This window comes from Nesterenkonia sp. K-15-9-6 (assembly GCF_052656005.1).
Genome location: NZ_JBQYEY010000014.1, coordinates 48,573 through 64,610, shown reverse-complemented (window position 1 = coordinate 64,610; position 16,038 = coordinate 48,573). Strand labels below are relative to the sequence as shown.

Genomic DNA, 16,038 nt, shown 5'->3' with positions numbered 1-16,038 from the left:
AGGGCTCAGTCGAGGCTCGAGGCCTCGGCGGCGGGGGGCGGCAGGAAACCTGCCTCCTCGAACGCGGTGCGCCCGGACTCTCCCACCAGCAGCGTGAACAGCTGCTCGGCGGCCTCCTGCTCCTGAGGCTCGGCGGCGACCGCGGCCCAGATCTGGGTGTCGTTGTGCGGGAAGTCCGGGATCTCGAAGACCTCGACCTCGTCGTCGGCGGCCTCGGCGTCGGTGAGGTAGGCGAAGCCGGCGTCGACCTCGCCCATGCGGACCTTCGTCATCACAGAGGCCACCGAGGTCTCCTCGGTGTCGGCGTGCACGTCCACGCCGAGCTCCTCCTGCATGGTGCGGGCGAGCTCCCCGCAAGGGACGTCCTCGGCGCAGGTCGCGGTGGTCAGCTCGGCGGCGTGGGCGATGAAGTCGTCGAAGCTGTCGATCTCGCCGGGGTTGTCCGCCGGCACCACCAGAGCCAGCCGGTTGGTGGCCAGCGGATAGGCGTCACCGGCGACCGCGCCGTCGTCCACCAGGTCCGCCATGTGGGTGCGCGAGGCCGTGATGACGATGTCGAAGGCGCGTCCCGAGCGGATCTGCGAGACCAGCGTGGAGGTGCCACCGTACTCGGACCTCAGGGTCACGCTGGCGCCGCGGGAGCGCAGGTCCTGGTCCACGCGCCGCAGCGCCGGCTCCACCGACGCCGCAGCGAGCACCGTGACCTCGGTGGTCGGAGTGGCAGGAGGTTCGGCTTCGGTGTCATCGTCGGAGCAGGCGGTGAGCACGAAGGCGGCGATGAAGCACACCAGCAGCGCCAGGGCGATCACTCCGCGCATGCGGTGGAACCAGGAGCCTGGTCGCATCAGTCGAGCTCCCAGCAGGAGTCCACGATGCCGGTGACTCCGCGGTGCTCGGTGCGCAGATCGGTGCGGAAATACTGGCTCCTGTCGGAGGAGTCGCTGCCCTCATGCGGGCCGATGGTGACGGTCTTGGCCCCGACGACGGCGTAGGTGTCGTCGAGGACCTGGACCATGCACTGCACGGTGGCGTCGAAGTCCTTGGTGACCTCATAGTCCACCGAGGCCTCGGTGTCCGAATGGATGATGTACCCGACATCCTTGGAGGTCATCTGCCCCACGGTGTTGCCGACGGTGAAGTACACGGCCACCGCCAGGGCGGCCGCCAGTGCCGCCACGATGAGCCACGTGCGGGTCCGGGCGGTCAGGGGGCGCTTGGCGGTGCCGTAGCGCTCGGCGAGGCTGGGGGAGGCGGGCGTGTGACTCATCGGGATTATTCTAGTGCGTCAGGGAGTTCTGATGCGTGGAGGGGTGAGGGCTCCCGCGCAGATTCGGGCGTCCCCGCTCAGTGCTGAGGACCTGCACCCCGACCACCTGTACCCCGACCACCGACACGGAGACCGACTGTGACCCCGACCCCAGACCATCCGGCTGACACCCTCTCTGCCTCGACGCCCGTGATCCGTCGGGACGCGGCGACGGTGAAGCCGCCGCGCGGACTGCGGGACGCCGTCGACCCACATGCCGAGGCGCCCCATGAGCATGTGCCACGGTCGAAAGGGCTCCGGATGCTGGCGGTGCACGCCCACCCGGATGACGAGTCCTCCAAGGGCGCGGCGATGATGGCCGCTTATGTGGACGCCGGCGCCGAGGTCGTGGTCGCCACGGCCACCGGAGGGGAGCGGGGGGACCTGCTCAACGAGGCGGCCGGGGAGCTGCAGCAGTGCCACCGGGACCTGACCGGCGTGCGTCGGCAGGAGATGCGTGAGGCCGCTGAGGCGCTGGGCATCGACCACGTGTGGTTGGGCTTCGAGGACTCGGGCCTGCCGGAGGGCGACCCGATGCCCCCTCTGCCGGCGGGGTCCTTCGCGACGCTGCCGCTGGAGCAGGCCGCCTACCCGCTGGTCCGGCTCGTCCGCCGTTTCCGCCCCCATGTGATCATCAGCTATGACGAGTCCGGCGGCTACCCGCACCCGGACCACATCATGTCCCACAAGATCTCGGTGGAGGCGTATCACGCCGCCGGAGACGCCCAGCGCTACCCGGATGCGGGCGAGCCGTGGGAGCCGCAGAAGCTCTACTATGACCGGGCCTTCAACCCCGGCCGGTTCCGGGCGATCCACGAGGCCCTCGTGGAGGCCGGCTACGAGTCCCCCTACGGGGAGCGGATCGCTCGCTACGACGACGACGGCGGCATACCCTGGCTGACCAAGCACGAGGTGACCACTCAGGTGCCGGTGGGCGACTACCTGGAGCTGCGCGACCGTGCCCTGCGCGCCCACCGCACGCAGGTGGAGCCGGACGGATTCTTCTTCGCCACGCCCAACGACTTCCTGCGCAAGGTGTGGCCCTACGACGACTATGTGCTCATCGACTCCCGGGTGGAGACGCAGCTGCCCGAGCACGACCTGTTCGCCGGGATCCGCTGACCTGCGCCGTGTGCTTTCGTTTTCTACACGGCGTAGACTTGGCCCTCGGACAAGCGACAGACTTCAGATCAGAGGCGAGAGACTCCCGTGCATCCTTTCCCTGCACTGACGAACTGGTGGCCCGGTGGGGGCGGCGGTGACACGCCTGACCTGCGCCCGGGCCTCGAGGAGTCTGACATCACCCCCGGCATCGAGGGGTTCCTGTTCACCGCGCTGATCGTCGTGCTGCTCATCGTGGTCGTCCGTGATCTGGCCAAGCGCATGCGCCGGATGAAGTACCGCTCCCAGGTGGAGGCGGAGCTGTCCGGGGAGGAGCCCGAGTTCCCCGGGGAGATCGTCCCCGCGGAGATCTCCGAGGCTCAGCAGCGGGCCCGTGACGCCGCGGCCGCCGACCGGTTCGGCACCGCGCAGCCCGCCGAGGACACCCCGGCCGAGGCCGACGACGAGCGTCCGGGCACCGAGACTGCCCGCTGATCCCTAGACTGGCGTCATGACTGACGCCTCATCCTCCCCGGCCCCTGTCACCCTGCCTTACGGAGAATGGCCCTCGACGATCACGGCGGAGCAGCTCGCCGTGGGCGGAAACCGGGTCTCTGCGCCGTCCCTGGTGGGACGGCATCTGTGGTGGACCGAGGGGATCGCGGCCGAGGCCGGGCGGCAGGCGATCGTGAGGACGGCGTCGCCGGTGACGGCCTCCTCCGATGGTGCCGCCGAGACAGTGACGGTGCTGCCGGCTCCCTACAATGCCCGGTCCCGGGTCCATGAGTACGGTGGTTCTTCCTGGCTGGCCTTCGACGACGGCGGCGACGCGCCGCTGATCCTGTTCGTGAACTTCGCCGACCAGCGCATCCACCGCTTCCGGGAGGGGGAGGACCCCACCCCGCTGAGCCCGATCGGAGAGACGGTCGCCTCCGCCGGCGGGCCCTCGCTGCGCTGGGCGCAGCCGATCCACGTGCACGGTCCCGACGGCGACGAGGTCTGGTGGATCTGTGAAGACCACACCCGCGGCTCGGGCATCGAACGGTACATCGCCGCTGTCCCGCTGGACGGCTCCGCCGCCGACGACGCCGCCCGGGTGCGGCAGGTGACGCCGTCGTCGCGCTTCGTGGCCCACCCGCGCGTCTCGCCCGACGGTGCCCGGATGGCCTGGATCTCCTGGGAGCACCCGCAGATGCCCTGGGACGGCACCCAGCTGCACGTGGGACGGCTGGAGGCCGGCGTCGTCGTCGAGGACACCGTGGCCGACGGCGATACGGAGACCTCCGTGCTGCAGCCCGAATGGCGGGACGCCGAGCGGCTGATCTACCTGTGCGACCGCACGGGATGGTGGAACCCGTGGACCCTCACCGTGGGTGCGGACCCGGAGCCGGTGCTGCCGGCGGGGGAGGCCGCGGCCCAGGAGTTCGCCGGGCCCCTGTGGCAGCTGGGCCAGCGCTGGCTGACGCCGCTGGATGCCGACACCGCCCTGGTGGTCCACGGCACTGCGGTCGACCGCCTGGGCGTCCTGGACATCCCCACCGGGACGGTGACGCAGCTGGACCTGCCGCATACCCTCATCACGGGCGTGGTGCATCGCGAGGACGGGCTGCTGGCCTTCGCCGGGATGTCGCCGCAGCACTTCTCCGGGGTCCACGCCGCCGAGTTGGTGCGTCCTTCCGCGGGCGACGGGGACTGGCGCGTGGACGGTGTGCACACGGTGCGCTCCTCCCGGGACGACGCGCCGGACCCGGGGCTGCTGCCCGTGCCGGAGCCGATCACCGTGACCTCCGAGGAGGGGCAGGACATCCACGCGGTGCTCTATCGTCCGCGGAACACCGGGGCGCAGGCGCCGGAGGGCGAGCGGCCCCCGTTCATCGCCCAGGTCCATGGCGGGCCGACGGGGCAGGCCGCCGTCGGGCTGTCCCTGGCGATCGCCTACTACACCTCCCGCGGCATCGGCGTGGTGGACATCAACTACGGCGGATCCACCGGCTTCGGGCGCGCGTACCGGGAGCGGCTGAAGGGGCAGTGGGGTGTGGTCGACGTCGAGGACACCGCCGCGGTGATGCGCCACCTGGAGAGAGAAGGCATCGCCGACGGGCGGCGGCTCGGCATCGAGGGCGGCAGCGCCGGAGGGTGGACCACGCTGGCCTGCCTGACCCGCACCGACGTGTTCGCCGCCGGGGTCTCCAGCTTCGGAGTGGCCGACGCCGTCGCCCTGGCTCAGGACACCCATGACTTCGAGTCCCGCTACCTGGACGGGCTCATCGGCCGGTACCCGGAGGATGAGCACATCTACGTGGAGCGGGCCCCGCTGAACCATGTGGACTCGCTGTCCTGCCCGGTGCTCCTCCTCCAGGGCGACGAGGACCCGATCGTGCCGCCCAACCAGGCGGAGATGTTCCGTGACGCGCTCGCGGCCAAGGGCATCCCGCACGCCTACCTGCTCTTCGAGGGCGAGCAGCACGGGTTCCGGAAGGCGGAGAACATCATCGCCGCCCTGGAGGCCTCCCTGAGCTTCTACGGCCAGGTCTTCGGCTTCGAGCCTCCGGGCGTGCCGCGCCTGGAGCTCACCCGCTGAGGGTCGGTCGGGGTCTCCCGTCGAGTGGGGAATTTCTCGTGGTGGGAGAGCTGCGTCGCGCGTCGTATCACGAGTTTCTCCCCGACAGATTGCCGCCGCCGGGCCTCACCCTGGCGCACCCCGGGCCCTCAGCGCTCCCCGGACCTGCTGCGCCGCTCGTCTGAATCCATCCCGCAGATCGCTGCGGTCGAACCGCAGCACGAGCCACCCGTCGGCGAAGAACGCATTGTCCCGCACATGATCGGAGCGGTGCTGTTCTGGCGTGTAGTGGGTGGCTCCCTCGTACTGGATGGCGATCCGCCACTCGGGATAGCCCAGGTCCGCACGCGGGGAACCGGGGACCTCGGCGGCGGCCGGCACCTGGAGCTGCGGCTCGGGGAGACCCTCCCGGATGAGGGCCAGTCGGAGAAGGGTCTCCGGGGGAGAGTCTGACCCTTCACGGATCCACCGCAGCGCGGCCCTGGCGCGTCGCAGTCCAGGTGTTCCTGAGGCGACGTCGACGATGTCATCCAGCTGGTCACGTCCGGTGTGAGGCAGGCTGCGGCCTTCGTACCGGAGATACGGGGTGCGCACCAGCTGGTCTCCGAGCACCACCAGCTGCCGGATCGAACAGTCTGCGGCGAGCTCGATCCAGTTCCGGGCCGGTGAGCTCAGCATATGAGCTCCTTCGAGGACGACGTCCTGGTCCCGCACTGCGCACCGGTGTCCGACGACGCCTCGTCTCTGCACCCGCGTGTCGCGGGAGGCATGGCTGCTGAGGTGGACGGCGGTCTCCTGCGCCAGCCGAGGTGGGAGCCACAGGCCTCGCAGTTGGGCCGCCGTCGTATGGGACACCCAGGTTCCGGGAGTGTCTCGGACCAGCGCGGAGGCGGCGATCAGATGGCGGCGATCCGGGGCAGTCTCCTCCACGAGGGTCCGTGTCGCGTAGACCCCCGGCAGCAGCTTCACCACGTCGAGCCGGCGGAGCCTGTCATCGGGGACTCCGAGGGACCGGGCAGTCCTCCGGGTGAGAGCGGAGTGGAGGAGGTCGTCTGGGAGCGGACGTCGTCGGGGCATGCGACGAGTCTGCCGCGACCGGCCGATCACGCGTCGGCGTTTTCCACAGGCTGCGTCAGACGGACTGAGACGGGACGGCCAGGTCTCGCTCGGGTGGGGAATTCCTCGAGGTGCAGAGCCCGCACAGGAGCATGGACCTCAAAGAACTCCCCACCAGCCGAAGGGGCAGGCTCAGCGGGCGGGGTGCGCCGCCTCAGCCTCAGCTCGGTCGACGGCGGCTGCCTCCACCTCGTCCCCGTCCTCCTCGGTGTCGTCGTCGAACGGCACTCCGGTGCGGCGGGCGGAGTAGAGCTCCATGTCGATCAGGCCCTCCCGCTTGGCGACGATCGTGGGCACCAGCGCCTGGCCTGCCACATTGAGGGCGGTGCGGCCCATGTCCACGATCGGCTCGACGGCCAGCAGCAGGCCCACGCCCTCCAGCGGCAGCCCGAGGGTGGACAGGGTCAGGGTGAGCATGACGGTCGCGCCGGTGGTGCCGGCGGTGGCCGCGGAGCCGATCACCGAGACGAACACGATGAGCACGTACTGGGTGATGGTCAGGTCGAGGCCGAAGAACTGGGCCACGAACAGTGCGGCGATGGCCGGGTAGAGGGCCGCGCAGCCGTCCATCTTGCTCACCGCCCCCAGCGGCACGGCGAAGGAGGCGTACGCGCGCGGCACCCCGAGGTTCCGCTCGGTGACCCGCTGCGTCAGCGGCATGGTGCCCACCGAGGAGCGGGAGACGAAGCCCAGCTGCACGGCCGGCCAGACGCCGGTGAAGTACTGCTTCGCCGAGAGGCCGTTGGCCCGCACCAGCACGGGGTAGACCAGGAAGAACACGATGGCCAGACCCACGTACATGCACAGCACGAACACACCCAGCGAGGACAGCGCGTCCCAGCCGTAGGTGGCCACGGCCCGGGCGATGAGCGCCAGGGTGCCGATCGGCGCCAGACGGATGATCCACCACAGCACCTTCTGGATGATCGCCAGGACCGAGGAGGTCACGTCCAGGAAGGGCTGGGCCTTCCTGCCCAGCAGCATGGCGGCGATGCCGATGGCGATGGAGATGACCAGCACCTGCAGCACGTTGAAGGTCAGCCCGGTGCTGATGGTGCCGTCGTCGGCCAGGGAGGAGTTCGCGGTGAGCCCCATGAAGTTGGCCGGCACGAGGGATTCGAGGAACCCGATCCAGGAGCCCTGGCGTCCGGGCTCCGCGGCGGCGTCGGCGGTGACGCCGGTGTGCTGGCCGGGCTGGCCGATCACGCCGATCGCGATCCCGATGAGCACCGAGATGAACGCGGTGATGGCGAACCACAGCAGCGTCTGGCCGGCGAGCCGTGCGGCGTTGGTGACCTCGCGCAGCTGGGCGATGGAGGTCACCACGGCGGTGAACACCAGCGGCACGACGGCGGCGGTCAGCAGGGACACGTAGATGCCGCCGACCTCGGTGACGGTGGCCGTCAGCCAGTTCGGGTCCTCCTCGGTGCCGCCCATGCCGCGGGCGAGGAACCCGACGGCCAGCCCCAGGATGAGGGCGGCCAGGATCTGGTTGCCGAAGGACGTCATCCAGGCGGGCAGCCGCCTGGCCGGTGGCGAGTCGGACGTCGTCTCTGCGGACTGCGCAGGTGCAGACATGGGGGTGCTCCGTTCCAAGGTCGTTCCGGACTCCGGGTCCGGGGTGGTCTCACGTCAGGCGGCAGGCGTCTGCCGCGGCACGGAGGGAGGAACGGGGCGCTTGTCCGCACTATTCCGCGTATGTCGCCAGGTTACGGAGGCGTGGTGGCGGTCACGGGGACCGCTGAGGACCTCGGGGCGGACCGACGACGGAGGCGGCGCCTCAGCCCAGGCCGGCCTCGGCGAGGAGCCGGCGTCGCCAGGCCTCGGTGGCGGCGATCTCGTTGAAGGTGAACAGGTGGAATCCGGCGATGTGCGCCCGGCTCTCCGGCAGGCCGCGCACCAGGCCCCGCACGAGGCCGTCGGGGCTGTAGCCGGCGGGGGAGAAGAACCTCCACAGCATGGTGCGCTGCTTCTTCAGGAAGTTCGCGGACTGTCCCAGGCCCAGGGAGGCGGAGATCCTCATGAGCTTCTGCCGACTGACGGGCCCGGGCATCCCGGCGTAGACCGGCAGCTCCACGCCGTCGGTCCGCAGCTGGGCGCCCCAGCGGAGGAAGGCGTCGGCGTCGAAGCAGATCTGGGTGAGGATCCTGTGGGCGTAGGGGGCTTTGTCCCGCATGGCCTGACGCACCTGCTCGTCGGACAGGCCGGCGTGCCCCTCGGGGTATCCGCCGATGCCGAGGTCCTCGAACAGGTGCGTGCGGTCCTGGAGGGCTCGCAGGACGTCCAGGGCTTCGGTGAACACGCCGGCGGGCTGTCCGGCGTCGCCGGCGATGACGAACAGCCTGTCCACCCCGCCGGCCTCGAGGCGGGTGAGGATCTGGTCGAGCTCCTCGGGGCCGGTGATGAGCCGGGCCGCCAGATGCGGGGCCACGGTGTAGCCGGCCTGCCGCAGGGCGATCGACGTGGCGATGGTGGGTTCCAAACCCTTGCCGCCGGTGGCGGTGACGGTCAGCGGCACCTCGGTGGGCACATGGGCGCGGACCGTTCCCACGGTGGAGGAGAAGGGCATCACCTCGTAGCTGATGCCGGTGGCGAGCCGGGCGAGCACGGCGCGTTCGTCGTCGTTCCGGGTGAGGGGTCGCGCCATCGTCATCTCCTCGTGCGGGTCGGGCCTGGGGACCAGTATGGGGCCCGCGCCAGGTGGGCCGCCATCGACGCGGCCGCAGGCGCTGCGGGAGACTGGCGTCATGGGACATCGTCTGGCTCAGAGCCCTTCTCTGTACCTGCGTCAGCATGCCGAGAATCCGGTGGACTGGCACCCGTGGGGGCCGGAGCCCTTCGAGGAGGCCCGGCGTCGGGATGTGCCGGTGTTCCTCTCCATCGGCTATGCCGCCTGCCACTGGTGCCACGTGATGGCGGGGGAGTCCTTCGCGGACGAGGAGACCGCGGCGGTGCTGAACTCCCGTTTCGTGGCGGTGAAGGTGGACCGGGAGGAGCATCCGGACGTCGATGACGCCTATATGGCCGCCACCCAGACGCTGACCGGCCAGGGCGGGTGGCCGATGAGCGTGTTCACCCTGCCCGACGGGCGGGTCTTCCACGCCGGCACCTACTTCCCGCCGCTGCGGCGCGGCCGTGTGCCGGCCTTCCGGGAGGTGCTCGACGCCGTCCACGCGGCGTGGACGCAGCGACGTCAGGAGGTGGAGGACTCGGCGGAGAAGATCGCCCAGGCGCTCGGTGCGCAGCGGCGACAGCAGTCGCAGATCGCGCTCAGCCCGGTCCTGGGCGACGAGGACGCCGACGGCGGCACCGCGGCGAGCCTTGAGAGCGCCTCCGACGAGTGGGTCGAGGATGCCCTGGCGACGCTGGCCGGTGAGGAGGACACCGTCCACGGCGGTTTCGGCGCCGCGCCGAAGTTCCCGCCCTCACCGCTGCTGGGGTTCCTGCTGGAGGAGTCCTTCTGGCGTTCTCGCCTCACGCACGAGCAGGACGAGATCGCCGGAGAGCTGGCGGTGCGCACCCTGGAGGCGATGGGTCGCTCCGCCCTGTTCGATCAGCTCGACGGCGGCTTCGCCCGGTATGCCACCGACCGTGCCTGGATGGTGCCGCACTTCGAGAAGATGCTGGCGGACAACGCCCAGCTGCTGGGGCATCTGGCACGGCTGAGCGTGCACCCGGCCGCCTCCGCGGCGCAGCGGCGCCGTGCCGAGCATCGGGCGCGGGCCACCATCGGGTGGCTGCGTCGCCGCATGGTCACTGCCGAAGGCCTGCTGGCATCCTCACTGGACGCGGACACGGTCGATGAGCAGGGCCGCCACGTCGAAGGCGGCACGTACTTGTTCAGCGATGCCGAGATCGTCGACGCCGCCCGTACCGCCGGGCTGGGCATGGACCAGGCTCGCCGGCTGGCCACGCTGAGCCGCGGCGCCCCGCCGGAGGGCGGCCACGTGGACGTCACCACCGGCCGCACCCTGCACTTCTCCGCCCCACTGAGCGCGGAGGACCAGCAGGACTGGGAGGCGGTGGCCGCCGAACTGCTGCGGCGCCGGGATTCCCGACCCCAGCCGAGTCGGGACGAGAAAGTGGTGGCCTCCTGGAACGCGACGGCTGTCCGCTCCCTGGCCGAGGCCGCGATGCTGTGGGGCGAGGAGGAGCCGCTGCACCTCGCCGAGGAGCTGGCCGAGTCGCTGTGGGGCCTGTATGTCCAGCACGGGGGCAGCGGCGTCTCCGGCGTCGCCCGGGTCTCCTACGGGGGTTGCACCGACGGCCGCCCGGGCACGGTGGCGGATCATGCCGAGGTGGCCTCAGCCTGCTTCGCCCTGAGCTCCGCCACGGGCCGGCGGTCTTGGCTGGACCGCGGCGTCGCGGTGCTGCGGGCTACCTTGGCCTCCTTCACCCGCCAGGGGGAGCAGGGCTGGGAGGTGCTGGAGAACCTCGACGACGACGGACTGCTCACCGCCGCCCAGGCGGGCCCCAGCCTGGCCGGACCGTTGGACGGCCCCGAGCCGAGTGCGGTGGCCTGCCTGGCGGGCGCGCTGCAGACCGCCGAGGCCCTGGAGGTGCCGCTGGAGCTGCGGGCCACGGACCTGCTGCACCATGTGCGGCTGGTGGCGGCGAAGGCGCCGACGGTGGCGGGGGCGAGCCTGGTGGTGGCGCGCCGGGCCGCGCGGCGCTCGCCGGCGCTGCGGATGCTGGCCGCCGACGTCGAGGACGCCCGGCAGGTGCGCCGGACGGCCGCGCTGGCGGGGATCCCGGTGGAGCCGGTGGAGCTGCCTGCGGATGCGCCTGCCGGAGGGCTTCAGCTCAGCGTGTGTCTCAATGCGCCCTCGGCGATGGTGTGTCTTCCGCCGGTGGGGACCGTGGAGGAGGCGTTGGAGGCGATCAGCCCAGCAGGGCGAACATGATGGCGATGTAGTGGCAGATGAACCCGATGAGCGTGCAGGCGTGGAAGAGCTCGTGGAAGCCGAACCACTGCACGGAGATGTTGGGGCGCTTCAGCGCGTAGAACACGGCCCCGGTGATGTAGGCGGCGCCGCCGGCGCAGATGAGGATCGCGGCTACGAGGTCGGCGGCGAAGAAGTCTCCCAGGAAGACGAGCGCGGCGAGCCCGAGGATCACGTAGACGGGGGTGTAGAGCCAGCGGGGCGCCGACGTCCAGAACAGTCGGAAGGCCACGCCGCCCAGTGCTCCGACCCACACGCCGATCAGCAGGATGAGGTCCTTCGGGGCAGGCAGCAGCGCCAGGGTCAGGGGCGTGTATGTCCCGGCGATGATGAGCATGATGTTGGTGTGGTCCAGGCGTTTGAGCAGCAGCTTCGTGCGCGGGGACCAGCGGCCCAGGTGGTAGGTGGCGCTGACGGCGAAGAGCAGCAGCCCGGTGATCGCGTAGACCACGGAGGCGGCGCGCAGCGTCCCGGTGGGGGCCAGGGCGATGAGCACGATTCCGGCGGCCAGGGCGAGCGGGACCATGCCGGCGTGGAGCCAGCCGCGCATCTTCGGCTTCAGCGGCATCTCGGAGTCGAACAGGCGATCGACCGGTGCGACTCCGCCGCTGGGCTGCGCGCTGCCGGAGCCGTGTGCGCCGGCGGGCCGGTGGTGGTCGTCGACGCGTGCCCGGCGGGCGTCGAGGTCAGACTGCGGTGCCATGGAACCAGTCTAGTGACCCCAAGTGACCAATGGGTAACTTTGTGTCGAAGTGCTCATCTCGGCGCGCGAGCGGCGAACCGTCCGGACAGCACGACCACCACCACGACGACGGCGGGCAGGATCCAGCCGGTCCATCCCGTGATGGTGGCGTGCAGGGGGTCGAAGGTCGCATCCGCGGCGATGAAGATCACGTAGGTGGAGGCGGCCGCGTTGAGGGCGCTGTGGGCCAGGGCTGCGGGCCAGACCGAGCTGCTGCGCAGGCGCAGCCAGCCGAAGACGCCGCCCATCACTGTGCACAGGCCCACCATCGCCGCCAGCGCCAACCAGCCTGGGGTCCCCGGATAGTTGTAGCCCAGCAGGATCAGCGGGGCATGCCACAGCCCCCAGATCACTCCGGAGATCCCGATGGCGCCCCAGGGCCCGAAGCGCATCAGGCGGGGCAGCATCCAACCGCGCCACCCGATCTCTTCGCCCAGGGCGGGCAGCAGATTGATGATCAGGGCGGCGATGAGCACATTGACCACCTGAAGGGCCGCGAGCGTCTCGATCGGCAGCGGGAGCTCCTCGACCCCTACTTGCGCCAGCTGCTCCTCGGTGATCTGCGCGAAGCCGCTGAGCCCGGTGAAGTCGGCGGGGAAGATGCCGGCGAGGTGGCCGATCGGCAGGGCGGCCAGGCACAGGAGAATCGGCACCGTCAGCCCCAGGGCCAGGTGACCCACGAGCCTGCCTGCCGGGCGCAGCGGCACCAGGCCCAGTGCCCGGGCCTTGTGCTGCGGCTTCTCCACCAGGAAGACCACCACCAGAGCCGCCACTGTCGGAGTGAACATCATGGCCACTGCGACCAGTGTGAACCACGGGGAGGACAGCCCGTCACCGAGCCACAGCGGCAGCGCGACCAGCCAGGCCAGCCCGTAGGCGGCGGCGAGGAACATCGGCATCGGCATCCTCGTCACGTCGCGCTGAGTCTCAGGGATCTGCATGTGACTCCTCGTCGAGGCCCTCATGCATCAGGATGTGCTTGGCCGCACGGTCGGCCCGGAGCACCAAGCCTGCCATGACCGCCCCGAAGGCGGCGATGCAGGCTCCGGTGTACCACCCCTCCACGCCCGCCGGGAGCGGGCGTCCTGTGCTGTACAGCATGACGCCCACGGTCAGCGAGGCGGCGCTCGTGCCCACCGTGGCCCAGCTCCAGGGGAGCGCCGCCGCATGGGCGGTCTCCCAGGCCTTCTCTGATGCGGTCGTGGCCCAGGTGCGGATCCCGATGAGGTCGTTGCGCGGCCCGGAGCGGCCGGTGAAGCAGACGACGACGATTAGCAGCGAGCAGTGGAGGAGAGCAGCGGGGGCGATGAGTGCTGTTCCGTCCATAGGGCGATGCTACCGGGTGGGCTCCTGCGGTGACCTGGGATGACGTGGGCGGATGGGCATCGGCCCCCCCCGCCGATCAGTGCTCCGCTTCCACGGGGACGTCCACCGCCCGCCACGGCTGGGACCACGGGCGTTCGGCATGCTCGCTGCGCCCGGGGACATCGACGACCACCTCATCCTGGCCGGTCGTCGGCCACAGCACGGTGGCCACCGCCCAGGCGCCGACCTCGGCGTCGGCATCGTGGCCGAATCCCCGATCGCCGGCGATCACCCGCCAGGGGTCGCCGTGCTCGATGATGAACCCGTCCCTGTCGGAGCCTTCGACGTGCTCCGTGCTGCCGAGCTCCAGCGGGAACTGCCGCTCGTCCCCGACAAGAAGCGTCAGCGCGTCCACCTGATGTCCTGGGCTGTAGGGGTTGTCGTGCCCCTCGTGCATGCCCAGGTCCCCGAAGCTCAGTGCCCTGGCCAGCGGGCCGGCGTGCTCCTCGCCGTCGAAGGGTTCGGTCACCTCCACCCGCACACGGCCGACCAGCAGGTCGCCGGCGGGGCGGACCTCTTCCACGGTGACCTCCACCGCACCCCCGTGGGGGCCGCTGACAGTGATCGGCTCATCCGCGGTGCCCACCGGTCCGTCGGTGGGCGGGAGTTCGGTGACGTCGTCGTCGCCGCTCGTGTCGCCGTCGTCGGACTCCTCGGACGGGGAGTCGGCCGCGAGGCCAGGGGTGTAGTGCAGCTCCACCCGCCGGTTGAGGGCCCGACCCTGATCCGAGTCGTTGCTGGCCACCGGTTCGTGGAAGGCTCGGCCGTCGGTGCTGACGGTGAAGTCCTCCAGGTCGGTCAGCTCGCCGAGCCGCTGGTGCACCGCCTCGGCCCGATCCTCGGAGAGCTGCTGATTGTGCTCCAAGGAGCGTACGTCGTCGGTGTGACCGATGATCTCGAGCTCCCCGCCGTCAGCACGCTCGAGCTCTTCGGCGGTGGCCTGCAGGGCGGCGTCCGTGTCGTCGGTGAGCGTGTGCTCGTCGATGTCGAAGAGGATGTCGGAGTCCAGAGTGATCGTGGCCTCGTGGTCGGACTCGCGGATCTGGACGTCGCCGTCGGCGCGCTCCCGGTGGACCTGCAGGTCCCAGGTGGTCTCGTGGACCTCCACCAGCTCGCTCAGCGCATCCTGCACCGGAAGGTAGTCGGAGGTGTCCACCTCCTCGGCGTCGACGATCCCGACGTCTTCGATCAGCCCCAGGTAGGGCAGCAGCACAGCCGTGGCGTCGGTGCCGGGGTCGCGGTGGACCCCTGCCCAGCGGACCGGCCCGTCTCCGGCCCGAGCGCTGGCCTGTTCGACGTCCGCCAGGTGTTCCTCGGAGGTGCCGTCGGTCGCGTAGGCGGGGAAGGACAGCGTCATCGCCTCGGTGTCGACCACGCGCACCTCGTGAGGGTGCACGCCGTAGCGCTCCAGGTGGTACTCGCCGTCGGGGGACGTCACCTCATAGGTGATGAGTCCGTTGAGCAGTCCGTCCTCGTCCTCGCCGGTGGGGACACGGACGAAGGGGTGGACCACGACCCGCAGATCGACCTCCTCCATGGCGTCGAAGTTCCACACGGTCTGCTCCACCACCACCGGCTCCGTGAGGTCCGGCTCCTCGTCCTCCTCGTCGGCGTCGTCGGCGTCGTCAGGATCCTCGGTCGGTTCCTCGGTCGGTTCCGCGGTCGGTTCCGCGGTCGGCTCCTCGGTCGGCTCCGCTGGCGGCGGGGTGCTCTCGGGGCCGCAGCCCAGGGCCAGCAGGACGACGCCGACGACGGCGGCATGCCGCAGCGATCCGCCGCGGGACCGGGCAGACCTGGGCAGCGGTTTCTCACGGTCACGGGGGTGGTCACTGCGCTGTGCCATGGGGATCAGCTGCTTCCGTCTGGTCGCCAGTCGTGAGTTCACTATCGCAAATACTCCACGGGGTGTCAACGGATCAGCCGTACTGAGCGGTACCGTGGTGGAGCACGAGACGGCGCTGACCGATGGAGGCCGCATGGGGCTGAGGAATCTGGCCTACAGCATGTACGAGTCACGGCTCAGCCGCGCCCTGCCCAGGGACAGGATGCCTCAGCACATCGGAGTGGTGGTGGACGGCAATCGCCGCTGGGCCAAGCTGGCCGGCACGCCGACCGCCGACGGGCATCTCGCCGGGGCCAACAAGATCGTGGAGTTCATCGACTGGTGCGCCGATCTGGGGATCCCGACGGTGACTCTGTACATGCTCTCCACCGACAACATGAACCGTTCCGCCGACGAGCTCGACCAGCTCATGGAGATCATCGGCGACACGCTGGACCGTCTCGCCGAGAGTCGCCCCGGCGGCCGTCCGGTCAGGGTCCACCCGGTGGGGGCTCTGGAGATGCTGCCCGAGCCGCTGGCCGCCCGGCTGCGTCAGCTGGGCGAGCGCAACGCCGCGGCAGCGGAGCCGGTGTCGGAGGCCTCCGGAGGCAGGGGCGACGACACCGATGCCGGCACCGGCGCTGAGGCCGAGACTGTCACGACCCGCACCGGCAGCATCCGACGCATCGTGCGGCGGAGCCGGGAGCAGGCCCCGGTGGTGCACGTCAACGTCGCCGTCGGGTACGGGGGCCGACAGGAGATCGTGGATGCGGTCAAGGACCTGCTGCGTGATGCCGAGGCCGCGGGGCGGGGGCTCTCCGAGGTGGCTGAGGATCTGACGCCCGGATCCATCTCTCAGTGGCTGTATACCCGCGGACAGCCTGATCCGGAGCTGATCATCCGCACCTCGGGGGAGCAGCGGCTCAGCGGCTTCCTGATGTGGCAGTCCGCCTATTCCGAGTTCTACTTCTGCGAGGCCCTGTGGCCGGACTTTCGCCGCGTGGACTTCGTCCGCGCCCTGCGTGACTACGCCCAGCGACAGCGCCGGTTCGGCAGCTGAGGGCCCGGCCGTGACGACGCCGT

Annotated in this window: 13 protein-coding genes and 1 pseudogene; 5 read left to right on the top strand and 9 right to left on the bottom strand. The window is 70.6% G+C overall.

Going from position 1 to position 16,038, the window contains the following annotated elements; all coding sequences use genetic code 11:
• Window positions 1-5 precede the first annotated feature (5 nt).
• Window positions 6-845, bottom strand: a complete 840-nt coding sequence (gene modA, locus SD455_RS10295) for a molybdate ABC transporter substrate-binding protein (protein WP_311026028.1) — start codon at window positions 843-845, stop codon at window positions 6-8.
• The gene (locus SD455_RS10290; protein WP_070160023.1) at window positions 845-1,267 is read right to left on the bottom strand and encodes a DUF4307 domain-containing protein; all 423 of its coding nucleotides are present in this window, start codon (window positions 1,265-1,267) and stop codon (window positions 845-847) included. The genes modA and SD455_RS10290 overlap by 1 nt, the downstream gene beginning before the upstream one ends.
• 300 nt (window positions 1,268-1,567) lie before the next feature.
• Between SD455_RS10290 and mca the strand changes: the two genes are divergently transcribed.
• The 3 genes from mca to SD455_RS10275 all read left to right on the top strand — a co-directional run bounded on the left by mca (window position 1,568) and on the right by SD455_RS10275 (window position 4,988).
• Window positions 1,568-2,428, top strand: a complete 861-nt coding sequence (mca, locus tag SD455_RS10285; protein WP_311026074.1) for a mycothiol conjugate amidase Mca — start codon at window positions 1,568-1,570, stop codon at window positions 2,426-2,428.
• 87 nt (window positions 2,429-2,515) lie between these two features.
• Complete coding sequence (locus SD455_RS10280; protein WP_070160025.1) at window positions 2,516-2,902, top strand: hypothetical protein; 387 nt, start codon at window positions 2,516-2,518, stop codon at window positions 2,900-2,902.
• Window positions 2,903-2,918: 16 nt separating this feature from the next.
• Window positions 2,919-4,988 carry a S9 family peptidase gene (locus tag SD455_RS10275; RefSeq protein ID WP_445508041.1) on the top strand — a complete coding sequence of 690 codons (2,070 nt, stop codon included), beginning with the start codon at window positions 2,919-2,921 and terminating at the stop codon, window positions 4,986-4,988.
• Window positions 4,989-5,093: 105 nt separating this feature from the next.
• On the opposite strand, the gene SD455_RS10270 is transcribed toward SD455_RS10275, so the two are convergent.
• From SD455_RS10270 to SD455_RS10260, 3 genes are all read right to left on the bottom strand, one after another.
• Window positions 5,094-6,044, bottom strand: a complete 951-nt coding sequence (locus SD455_RS10270; RefSeq protein WP_445508040.1) for an endonuclease domain-containing protein — start codon at window positions 6,042-6,044, stop codon at window positions 5,094-5,096.
• A gap of 171 nt (window positions 6,045-6,215) precedes the next feature.
• Window positions 6,216-7,661 carry a dicarboxylate/amino acid:cation symporter gene (locus SD455_RS10265; protein ID WP_311026031.1) on the bottom strand — a complete coding sequence of 482 codons (1,446 nt, stop codon included), beginning with the start codon at window positions 7,659-7,661 and terminating at the stop codon, window positions 6,216-6,218.
• 202 nt (window positions 7,662-7,863) lie between these two features.
• Window positions 7,864-8,730: a methylenetetrahydrofolate reductase gene (locus SD455_RS10260; protein ID WP_445508039.1), complete on the bottom strand. Its 867-nt coding sequence runs from the start codon at window positions 8,728-8,730 to the stop codon at window positions 7,864-7,866.
• Window positions 8,731-8,830: 100 nt separating this feature from the next.
• On the opposite strand from SD455_RS10260, the gene SD455_RS10255 reads away from it, so the two are divergent.
• Window positions 8,831-10,987 carry a thioredoxin domain-containing protein gene (locus tag SD455_RS10255; RefSeq protein ID WP_445508038.1) on the top strand — a complete coding sequence of 719 codons (2,157 nt, stop codon included), beginning with the start codon at window positions 8,831-8,833 and terminating at the stop codon, window positions 10,985-10,987.
• On the opposite strand, the gene trhA is transcribed toward SD455_RS10255, so the two are convergent.
• The 4 genes from trhA to SD455_RS10235 form a co-directional block, all read right to left on the bottom strand.
• Window positions 10,965-11,594, bottom strand: a complete 630-nt coding sequence (trhA, locus tag SD455_RS10250; RefSeq protein ID WP_070161640.1) for a PAQR family membrane homeostasis protein TrhA — start codon at window positions 11,592-11,594, stop codon at window positions 10,965-10,967. The genes SD455_RS10255 and trhA overlap by 23 nt on opposite strands.
• 188 nt (window positions 11,595-11,782) lie before the next feature.
• Window positions 11,783-12,709, bottom strand: coding sequence for a lysostaphin resistance A-like protein (locus SD455_RS10245; protein ID WP_445508037.1), 927 nt, complete (start codon window positions 12,707-12,709; stop codon window positions 11,783-11,785).
• Window positions 12,696-13,094, bottom strand: a complete 399-nt coding sequence (locus tag SD455_RS10240) for an SdpI family protein (RefSeq protein ID WP_445508036.1) — start codon at window positions 13,092-13,094, stop codon at window positions 12,696-12,698. The genes SD455_RS10245 and SD455_RS10240 overlap by 14 nt, the downstream gene beginning before the upstream one ends.
• A gap of 76 nt (window positions 13,095-13,170) precedes the next feature.
• Complete coding sequence (locus SD455_RS10235; protein ID WP_445508035.1) at window positions 13,171-14,976, bottom strand: OmpA family protein; 1,806 nt, start codon at window positions 14,974-14,976, stop codon at window positions 13,171-13,173.
• Between the two features lie 202 nt (window positions 14,977-15,178).
• On the opposite strand from SD455_RS10235, the pseudogene uppS reads away from it, so the two are divergent.
• A pseudogene (uppS, locus tag SD455_RS10230) lies at window positions 15,179-16,015 on the top strand (polyprenyl diphosphate synthase); the annotation flags it as partial.
• Window positions 16,016-16,038: the final 23 nt, after the last annotated feature.

What these genes read in the sequence shown, in the direction of transcription:
- modA (WP_311026028.1), bottom strand. Translation starts at nt 845, where the DNA reads ATGCGACCAGGCTCCTGGTTCCACCGCATGCGCGGAGTGATCGCCCTG.
- SD455_RS10255 (WP_445508038.1), top strand. Translation starts at nt 8,831, where the DNA reads ATGGGACATCGTCTGGCTCAGAGCCCTTCTCTGTACCTGCGTCAGCAT.
- SD455_RS10260 (WP_445508039.1), bottom strand. Translation starts at nt 8,730, where the DNA reads ATGGCGCGACCCCTCACCCGGAACGACGACGAACGCGCCGTGCTCGCC.
- SD455_RS10240 (WP_445508036.1), bottom strand. Translation starts at nt 13,094, where the DNA reads ATGGACGGAACAGCACTCATCGCCCCCGCTGCTCTCCTCCACTGCTCG.
- SD455_RS10270 (WP_445508040.1), bottom strand. Translation starts at nt 6,044, where the DNA reads ATGCCCCGACGACGTCCGCTCCCAGACGACCTCCTCCACTCCGCTCTC.
- SD455_RS10245 (WP_445508037.1), bottom strand. Translation starts at nt 12,709, where the DNA reads ATGCAGATCCCTGAGACTCAGCGCGACGTGACGAGGATGCCGATGCCG.
- SD455_RS10265 (WP_311026031.1), bottom strand. Translation starts at nt 7,661, where the DNA reads ATGTCTGCACCTGCGCAGTCCGCAGAGACGACGTCCGACTCGCCACCG.
- SD455_RS10290 (WP_070160023.1), bottom strand. Translation starts at nt 1,267, where the DNA reads ATGAGTCACACGCCCGCCTCCCCCAGCCTCGCCGAGCGCTACGGCACC.
- mca (WP_311026074.1), top strand. Translation starts at nt 1,568, where the DNA reads ATGCTGGCGGTGCACGCCCACCCGGATGACGAGTCCTCCAAGGGCGCG.
- trhA (WP_070161640.1), bottom strand. Translation starts at nt 11,594, where the DNA reads ATGCCGCTGAAGCCGAAGATGCGCGGCTGGCTCCACGCCGGCATGGTC.
- SD455_RS10235 (WP_445508035.1), bottom strand. Translation starts at nt 14,976, where the DNA reads ATGGCACAGCGCAGTGACCACCCCCGTGACCGTGAGAAACCGCTGCCC.
- SD455_RS10275 (WP_445508041.1), top strand. Translation starts at nt 2,919, where the DNA reads ATGACTGACGCCTCATCCTCCCCGGCCCCTGTCACCCTGCCTTACGGA.